The 7,192-nt window shown below is 73.4% G+C and carries 6 protein-coding genes and 1 rRNA gene; 4 read left to right on the forward strand and 3 right to left on the reverse strand.

The features are described 5' to 3' along the window. The first annotated feature begins 10 nt into the window (after positions 1 to 10). The 4 genes from ACO0E0_RS15090 to ACO0E0_RS15105 are packed head-to-tail and all read left to right on the forward strand — an operon-like array spanning position 11 to position 3,907. On the forward strand, positions 11 to 955 hold the full coding sequence (locus ACO0E0_RS15090) for an ROK family protein (protein ID WP_422872268.1): 945 nt from the start codon (positions 11 to 13) through the stop codon (positions 953 to 955). Next, a complete protein-coding gene (locus ACO0E0_RS15095; protein ID WP_422872269.1) occupies positions 952 to 2,118 on the forward strand; it encodes an N-acetylglucosamine-6-phosphate deacetylase in 1,167 nt (388 codons plus the stop codon). Before ACO0E0_RS15090 ends, ACO0E0_RS15095 begins: the two co-directional genes overlap by 4 nt. Then, a complete protein-coding gene (locus ACO0E0_RS15100; RefSeq protein WP_422872270.1) occupies positions 2,100 to 3,074 on the forward strand; it encodes a 1-phosphofructokinase family hexose kinase in 975 nt (324 codons plus the stop codon). Before ACO0E0_RS15095 ends, ACO0E0_RS15100 begins: the two co-directional genes overlap by 19 nt. Continuing rightward, the gene (locus ACO0E0_RS15105; RefSeq protein ID WP_422872271.1) at positions 3,071 to 3,907 is read left to right on the forward strand and encodes a class II fructose-bisphosphate aldolase; all 837 of its coding nucleotides are present in this window, start codon (positions 3,071 to 3,073) and stop codon (positions 3,905 to 3,907) included. Before ACO0E0_RS15100 ends, ACO0E0_RS15105 begins: the two co-directional genes overlap by 4 nt. Before the next feature lie 13 nt (positions 3,908 to 3,920). On the opposite strand, the gene ACO0E0_RS15110 is transcribed toward ACO0E0_RS15105, so the two are convergent. From ACO0E0_RS15110 to rrf, 3 genes are all read right to left on the reverse strand, one after another. Then, positions 3,921 to 4,097 carry a YegP family protein gene (locus ACO0E0_RS15110; RefSeq protein WP_422872272.1) on the reverse strand — a complete coding sequence of 59 codons (177 nt, stop codon included), beginning with the start codon at positions 4,095 to 4,097 and terminating at the stop codon, positions 3,921 to 3,923. Positions 4,098 to 4,250: 153 nt separating this feature from the next. Next, positions 4,251 to 6,782, reverse strand: coding sequence for a cell wall-binding repeat-containing protein (locus ACO0E0_RS15115; RefSeq protein ID WP_422872273.1), 2,532 nt, complete (start codon positions 6,780 to 6,782; stop codon positions 4,251 to 4,253). Between the two features lie 325 nt (positions 6,783 to 7,107). Continuing rightward, a 5S ribosomal RNA gene (rrf, locus tag ACO0E0_RS15120) occupies positions 7,108 to 7,192 on the reverse strand; the annotation flags it as partial.

The raw sequence follows: 7,192 nt of genomic DNA on the forward strand, positions 1-7,192 counted from the left end.
CGGCGCCCTCATGACCGATGGTGCTGACGCCGGCGTGCTCGGCATCGACGTGGGCGGCACGACCGTCAAGGCCCGCCTCGTCGGGCCCGACGGCGTCGTGCTCGCATCGTGGCGCGAACCGACACCGCAGGACGACCACGCCGCGTCCGTCCTCGCCGAGGTCGTGGCGACGATCGCCGTCGACGCGATCGCCCGCGGAAGGGCCTCCGGCACCGACCTCGGTGCGATCGGATTCGTCGTCCCGGGCGTCGTCGACGACCCGTCCGGCACCGTCCTGCTCGCCGTGAACCTCGGATGGCGCGACGTCCCGGTCCGCGACGTCGTGGCGGCGCGACTCGCGGCGGTCGGCATCGGCGTGCCGATCGCGTTCGGTCAGGACGTCCGCGCGGGCGCGCTCGCCGAGGCGCGCTCCGGGGCCGCCGCGGACCACGGGGGGACCGTGGCGTTCGTCGCCGTGGGCACCGGACTCGCCGCGGCGCTCGTCACCGACCGCCGTGTCGTCGGTGCCCACGCGTGGGCCGGCGAGATCGGACAGGTCGTCCTCACCGTCGGTCCGCACGCCGGTCGCCGCGTCGAGGAGATCGCCTCCGCGTCCGCCGTCGCCCGTCGAGCCGGTGCGCCCGACGCACGAGCCGTCGCCGACCGCGTGCGTGCCGGCGACGCCGAGGCACGCGCGGTGTGGGACGAGTGCGTCGACGTCCTCGCCGACGCGCTCGCCTGGACGACCGTGGTCGGTGGGTGCGCCACCATCGTGGTCGGCGGTGGGCTGGCCGGTGCCGACGACCTGCTCACCGGACCGCTCGCGGCGGGGCTCGAGCAGCGCCTCCCGGGCGTCCGCGTCCCGGAGGTCGTGGTCGCCGTGCACGGCGACGGTGCCGCAGCGATCGGCGCGGCGGCGATGGCCGCGGACCTCCTGCTCCGCCCCCGCGACGCACCGACGGACGTGTCGTCGTGACCGGACCGACCGACGCGCACGTCGTCACCGCGGACCGCATCGTCGACGGACGGGCAGCGGCAGCCCCCGACGACCGGGCCGGCGCATGGCTCGTCGTGGTGGACGGGACGGTCGACCGACGCGGTACCGGGTCGGTGCCGTCGGAGTTCGCGGCGCTGCCCGTCCAGCACGTCGCGGGCACCCTCGTCCCCGGTTTCGTCGACGTCCACGCGCACGGCGCACTCGGCGTCGACTTCGCCCGGTGCTCCACCGAGGACGCCCGCCGCGCCGTCGGACACCACCGCGCCAACGGCACGACGACCCTCGTCGCGAGCATCGCCACCGGCACCCTCGCCGCCACACTCGCCGCCATCGGACAGCTCGCACCGCTGGTGGCGGACGGCACGCTCGCGGGACTGCACCTCGAGGGCCCGTACCTGTCACCCGCGCGCCGTGGTGCGCATGCGCCCGAGCTCCTCCGCACGCCGGACGTCGACGAGGTCCGGCGCATGCTCGCGGCCGGGCATCCCGGAGCCGTCCGCATGGTGACGATCGCCCCGGAGCTCCCCGGAGCGATCGCCGTCGTCGAGCACCTCGTGGCCGAGGGGGTCACGGTGGCGATCGGTCACACCGACGCCGACACGACGACGACGATGCGGGCGATCGACGCCGGCGCGACGGTCGCGACGCACCTCTTCAACGGGATGCCGCCCCTCCACCACCGACACCCCGGGCCCGTCGGGGTGGTGCTCGCAGACCCCCGGGTCACCGTCGAGCTCATCGTCGACGGCCACCACCTCGACCCGACCGTCGTCGACCTCGTGCGTGCCGCGGCCCCGGGCCGGTTCGCGCTCGTGTCGGATGCCATGGCGGCGACGGGCTGCGCGGACGGTGCGTACGAGATCGCGGGCTCGGACGTCGTCGTCGCCGACGGCGTGGCGATGCTCGCGGACGGGTCGTCCCTCGCCGGCAGCACCATCACGATCGCCGACGCCGTGCAGCGCCTCGCCACAGACGCGATGCCCGACGAACTCGTCGCCGCATCCTCGGCCACCGCCGCACGCGCGCTCGGCCTCCGCACCGGCCTGTCGGTCGGGTCGCCCGCGGACGCCGTCGTCCTCGACTCCCACCTGTGCCCGAGCGGCACCGTCATGAAGGGCGGCCGATGGCTCCCGTCGTCGTGATCACGCCGAACCCCGCCGTCGACGTCACCTACCGCGTCGCCGAACAGCGCATCGGCGAGACCCAGCGCGTGCTCGAGGTCATCCGTCGGCCGGGTGGCAAGGGCATCAACGTCGTCCGCGTGCTCGAGGCGCTCGGCGCCCCGGCGATCTCGGTCGCACCACTCGGCGGGTCGGCCGGTCGATGGGTCGGCGAGGAGCTCGACGCCCTCGGCATCACCCACCGAGCCGTCCCGATCGGCGGCCCGACGCGCACCACGGTCACGGTCGTCGACGACCGGGCGCACCCCACCATGTTCGGCGAACCCGGTCCCGTGCTCACCGCGGCGGAGTGGACCCGGTTCGACGGCGAACTCGCGGACGTGCTCCCCGGTGCCGACGGACTCGTCGTGGCGGGATCGCTCCCCGCCGGGGCGGATCCAGCCCTCGTCGGACGGTGGGTGGACCTCGCCCGCAGCCACGGCGTGCCGACCGTCGTCGACGTGTCCGGCGCTGCACTGCTCGCCGCGGCCGACGCCGGCGCGGACGTCGTGAAGCCGAACCGCGACGAACTCCTCGAGGCGACCGGTGCGCCGACCGAGGCGGCGGGAGCGGCCGACCTGCTCCGCCGCGGTGCGGGCACCGTCGTCGTGTCCCGTGGCGCCGAGGGCATCGTCGCGTACCGCGACGGCGACCCGATCGTCCGGGTCGCAGCCGTCCCGGGGGTGCACGGCAACCCGACGGGAGCGGGTGACGCCGCCACCGCCGGACTCGTGAGCGCCCTCCGCGCCGCACCGCGGCCCGAGGGGGCACCGCTCGACCGGGTGTCGCTCGACGTCGCCCTGCGGCAGGCCGCGGCCGCCGGCGCCGCCGCGGTCCTGCGTCCCGTCGCGGGCGAGATCGACCTCGCGGCGTTCCACCGGTTCCGGGACGACCTCTCGCACGCCACCCCCTCGACCCCGTTCGGAGACGCACCATGACCAACGACCTCGCCCTGCCGGGCCTCCTCGACACCGCGCGGACCGCAGGCCGTGCCGTCGGCGCGTTCAACGTCGTCCTGCTCGAACACGCCGAGGCGATCGTCCGGGGCGCCGAACTCGCGGCGCTGCCGGTGATCCTCCAGATCAGCGAGAACTGCGTCCGGTACCACGGCAGCCTCGCGCCGATCACCCTCGCGACGCTCGAGATCGCCCGGCACGCCGGTGTCGAGGTCCTCGTGCACCTCGACCACATCGAGGACGAGTCGCTGGTGCTCGACGGCATCGCCCTCGGCGTGGACAGCGTGATGTACGACGGCTCGCACCTCGACTACGCCGCGAACGTCGAGGCCACGCGACGCCTCGCGACTCGCTGCCACGAGGCCGGCATCGCGATCGAGGCGGAGCTCGGCGAGGTCGGCGGCAAGGACGGCGTGCACGCTCCCGGCGTCCGCACCGACCCGCAGGAGGCGGCCGCGTTTTTCGGTGCGACCGGGGTCGACGCCCTGGCCGTCGCGGTCGGGACGTCGCACGCGATGCAGTCCCGCGACGGCGCGGTCGACCGCGCCCTCATCGAACGCCTCCGCGACACGGTGCCGGTGCCGCTGGTGCTGCACGGGTCATCGGGGCTCGACGACGATGAACTCCGCGCAGCGGTCCGCAGCGGCATGACGAAGATCAACATCTCGACGCACCTGAACGGCCTCTTCACCCGGTCGGTGCGGGAACTGCTCGACGCACAGCCGGACGTCGTGGATCCGCGGAAGTACGTCGGTGCGGGCCGGGCGGCCATCGAGGCGGAGACCGCCCGGCTCCTCACGCTGTTGGCCGGCTGAACCGGCCCCCCGCTCAGATCTCGACGAGGTCGGCGTCGCCGGCGTTCTTCCGGACGGACTCGATCCCCTTCCGTGCGCTCGCCTTCGAGGAGTAGCCCTCCGACACCGCGATGGTCTCGCCGTTGCCCGCCTTGAGCCGGAAGCGGTACTCGCCCCTGCCGTCCGCGTACAGTTCGAACTTGCCAGCCATGTCAACTCCGATCGTCGGTGGTGCGCTCCGTGCGGGTCGGCACCGTGTGGCGGCAGCGTAGTCGATGAGCAGTTCCGACGGGAACACCCCGACCTGCACCGTGCAGAACTGAGGCCGCGTGACGGAGGTGCCCCGGGCCTCCAGGCCGGACCGTCAGCTGCAGGTCCGCAGCCCCTGCACGTCCATCGACAACGCGGACGTGCCGCCGAGCAGGGTGACGGTCGTGACGCCGAGCGTGTCGAGGTCGGCTCGGACGGACTTCGCGACGCAGGTCCCGGGGGTGATGTAGAGCGGGGCGCCAGACTTCGCGGCGAGGGGGGAACCGCTCAGGGCGTCCGGGAAGTTCGTCCCCACGGAGAGGTAGGCCGTGCCGGCGGACGTGAACGCCCCCGCGTTCACCAGGTGCGACGTGTCGAACCGGTCGGTCCCCGCGTACTGGACCGCCGACGGCCCGCCGAGGTCGTTCAGGATCTGCGGGGCGAGCACCACCGGCCCGCCGACACCGAACACCTTGGTCGAGCCGCCCATCGACGTGACGAGCGCCTTCGTCTGGTCGTCCGCGCCCGCGGCGAGCCCGTCCACGATGAGGAGCGGATCGCCGGCCTTCGCCGCTGCGCCACCCGCGGACAGCGCGTCCGCGTAGCCCCGTCCGCTCGCCACGTACACCCCCGTCGGCGTGATGCCCGCATAGAGGGGTGACGTCGGGTCGAGGAACACCTGCTGCGCGATGGCGCGGGACACCGCGTACCGGTCCGCGCCACCGATGCGCGTGACGGTCGCGCCGCCGATGCCGGCGAGCTGCGCCGCGACGGAGTCGCCGACGGCGACCGGGCCGCCGACGACCACGATGCGTTCCGGCGCGAGCCGCTGGATCGCCGCCCGCGTGACGTCCGGCACCGAGGTCGAGGTGACGAGCAGGAGCGGGGCCTTCAGCGCCGCTGCCGCCGGACCTGCCGCGAGGGCGTCGGGGAAGTTCGTGCCACTCGCCACGAAGACGGTGTCCGTCGAGGTCGGGAACGACTGGCTCGCCATCGCGGCCACCGTGAACCGGTCACTGCCGCTGATGCGTGTCGCGACCCGCGTGCACGACGGCCGGAGGTCGTTGACGAGCGCCGACCAGTTCGGCGACCCGAGCCCCGTCGCGAGGTCGTAGCCGGAACCGGCGTTGTACAGCAGGTTGTTGCCCGACGTCACGTCGCGGAAGTCCTTGGGGTTCCCGTAGAGGGTCGCGTGGATGTCACCGACGCCGGAGACGCACCCGAAGCTCGAGAGCGTCGCCGCGAGCTGGCCCGCCATGATCGGCGCCGCGGCACTCGTGCCACCGCCGAGGACGAAACCGGACGACGTCGGGCTCTTCGCGCTCTGCGTGTAGAACGTCACGCCCTGGGTCGGGTCCGCGGTGGCGCTGATGTCCGGCACCGCCCGGGTCGACCCCGAGATGCCGATCCCGTTCTGGTACGAGGGACGGGGGGTGGTCTGGGAGAGTCCGCCGCCGCTCCCGCGGTACCGGGACTGGTCGCTCCAGGCGGTCTCGGACCACCCCGATCCGCTCTTGGTCAGCGACGTCCCACCGACACCGACCACGGAGGGCAACGACGCCGGGAACGAGACGTCCGCCGGCGTGGCGCGTTCCGGGTGCACCGAGTCCGCGCAGTCGTAGGCGCCGTAGTCGCCGGAGGCAGCGAAGACGGTTCCGCCGGCGACGACCGCTCGGGCGATCGCATCCTGGACGGCGCTCCGGACCGATGACGGCGTCGAGCTCTCGCAGAGTCCCCACGACGTGCTGACCGCGGTGATCCCGGCGGGCTTGACGTCCGCCGCGACTTGCGACCACACGGAGTACATTCCCTGCGCGTCGTTGGTCGCGAAGTAGATGCGCTGGGCGGCCTTCGGTGCTGCGGCCAGGACGAGCTCCTGGTCGAGGGCGACCTCGACGTCACCGTTGCCGTCGATCGACGTCGCCGATGCGCCACCCACGGGGATCTCCGTCACCGACGGCATCGCGATCCCCGCGGCTGAGGCGTAGGTCGACAGGTCGTTCCGGTGCCAGCCGGAGAACTGCACCGTCGCCACGGTCGTCCCGCTGCCGTCGCCGCCGGTGCCGGCGACCCCGTACGCACTCGCGAGGTCGGCTGACGACTTCCCACCGGCCGGGAGCACCCGGCTCGAGAGGACCGGTCGCCGGTCGAGACCCAGGACGGTCGTGACCGAGCTCGCGATGGACGACGGGATGACCGGCGCCGCGGCGGGGTGCATGTCGTCGCCGCCACCGACCAGGTCGACGCCGAAGAACGACTCCGCCTCCGCAGGGGTCCCGATGAGGTCGATCTGCCACGATGAGGTGTTCGTGATGGCGAACCCCGCGGCGCGGAGGACGCCGGCGACGCGCGCCCGCGTCGCGATGGATGGGGCCACCGCTGCCAGGGCGTCCTGACGCTGGTCGTCGGTGAGCTGCGGTGCTCGTTCGACCAGGCCGCGCAGGGTGGCGCGATCAGAGGGGTTCAGCACGACGGTCAGCGCGAGTTCGCCGGGGCCGGCCTGGACGCTTGCGGCTCCCCCGGTGGCGGAACTGCTCGCCGGACTGGAGGCGGTGGTGGCGGCCAACGAGACACCGGACAGTCCGAGCGCTCCCGCTGCCACGGATGCAGTGGCGGCGACGACGACAGCGAGGCGGCGATACGGCATTCGAGCACTCCAGAGCTGGGTGGGCGCCGGCCTTCCATGGCACGGCGGTGTCGGGATCAGTACCCCGAACGGCTCCACGCTAACCATGCGCCGCCCCGGGCAACACGCCCCCCATCGGGGCATCCTTGGCCCCAGTTGACGGCACTTGTCCCCCGGATTGTCCCCACCCGACGGGCAGCTCCCCCCAACGGTCAGCTCCCCCACCCGACGGGCAGCTCCGCACCCCGTCCGTGCGACCCGGCGACACCCGGGAACGACAAAAAGCCCCCGAACCGGACTCTCGTCCTGTTCGGGGGCTTTCTGGAACCATGCGGTTCGACGTGAAGTCCGGCAGTGTCCTACTCTCCCACAAGGTCCCCCTTGCAGTACCATCGGCGCTGTGAGGCTTAGCTTCCGGGTTCGGAATGTGA

Origin of the sequence: Curtobacterium phyllosphaerae (assembly GCF_049341865.1) — a bacterium.
Lineage (GTDB): Bacteria > Actinomycetota > Actinomycetes > Actinomycetales > Microbacteriaceae > Curtobacterium > Curtobacterium phyllosphaerae.

What these genes read in the sequence shown, in the direction of transcription:
- ACO0E0_RS15115 (WP_422872273.1), bottom strand. Translation starts at nt 6,782, where the DNA reads ATGCCGTATCGCCGCCTCGCTGTCGTCGTCGCCGCCACTGCATCCGTG.
- ACO0E0_RS15110 (WP_422872272.1), bottom strand. Translation starts at nt 4,097, where the DNA reads ATGGCTGGCAAGTTCGAACTGTACGCGGACGGCAGGGGCGAGTACCGC.
- ACO0E0_RS15090 (WP_422872268.1), top strand. Translation starts at nt 11, where the DNA reads ATGACCGATGGTGCTGACGCCGGCGTGCTCGGCATCGACGTGGGCGGC.
- ACO0E0_RS15100 (WP_422872270.1), top strand. Translation starts at nt 2,100, where the DNA reads ATGGCTCCCGTCGTCGTGATCACGCCGAACCCCGCCGTCGACGTCACC.
- ACO0E0_RS15105 (WP_422872271.1), top strand. Translation starts at nt 3,071, where the DNA reads ATGACCAACGACCTCGCCCTGCCGGGCCTCCTCGACACCGCGCGGACC.